The sequence below is a fragment of the Bradyrhizobium sp. Crot121 genome (assembly GCF_059512385.1).
Map to the genome: position 1 here is coordinate 1 of NZ_JCAMOR010000416.1, position 412 is coordinate 412.

1 pseudogene is annotated in these 412 nt (G+C 63.8%); it reads left to right on the plus strand.

What is annotated here, in order from left to right:
* Positions 1-412: pseudogene (locus AC5ZGW_RS47250) on the plus strand (transposase); the annotation flags it as partial.

Below are 412 nucleotides of genomic sequence, written 5' to 3' on the forward strand. Positions count from 1 at the left end.
CGACCTATGGCGCCCCTATCAGGGATGCGCTGGTGGCGCTGTGGGAGGCCTCGGATCGGATCTGCGGCAAGCGGCTCAAGGTAATGATTCCGACGTTGCTGCCTTCGCTGGAGCGGCATTGCCGGCTCAAGCTCGACCAGGCGGATCGAGCGCTGGTGCTCGGCGTCAGCGCAGCCACGATTGATCGCCTGCTGGTCGAGACCAAAATTGCCGCGGCCGGCGGTAAGCGCCGGCGGGTCGGCTTTTATTCGGCGGTACGGCGGGAAGTTCCGATCCGGACGTTCAACGACTGGCACGATCCACCTCCGGGGTTCTGCGAGGTCGACATGGTGGCTCATGGCGGCACATCTGTAGCTGGCTCGTTCATTCAGACGTTGACGATGGTCGACGTCGCGACTGGTTGGACCGAGTG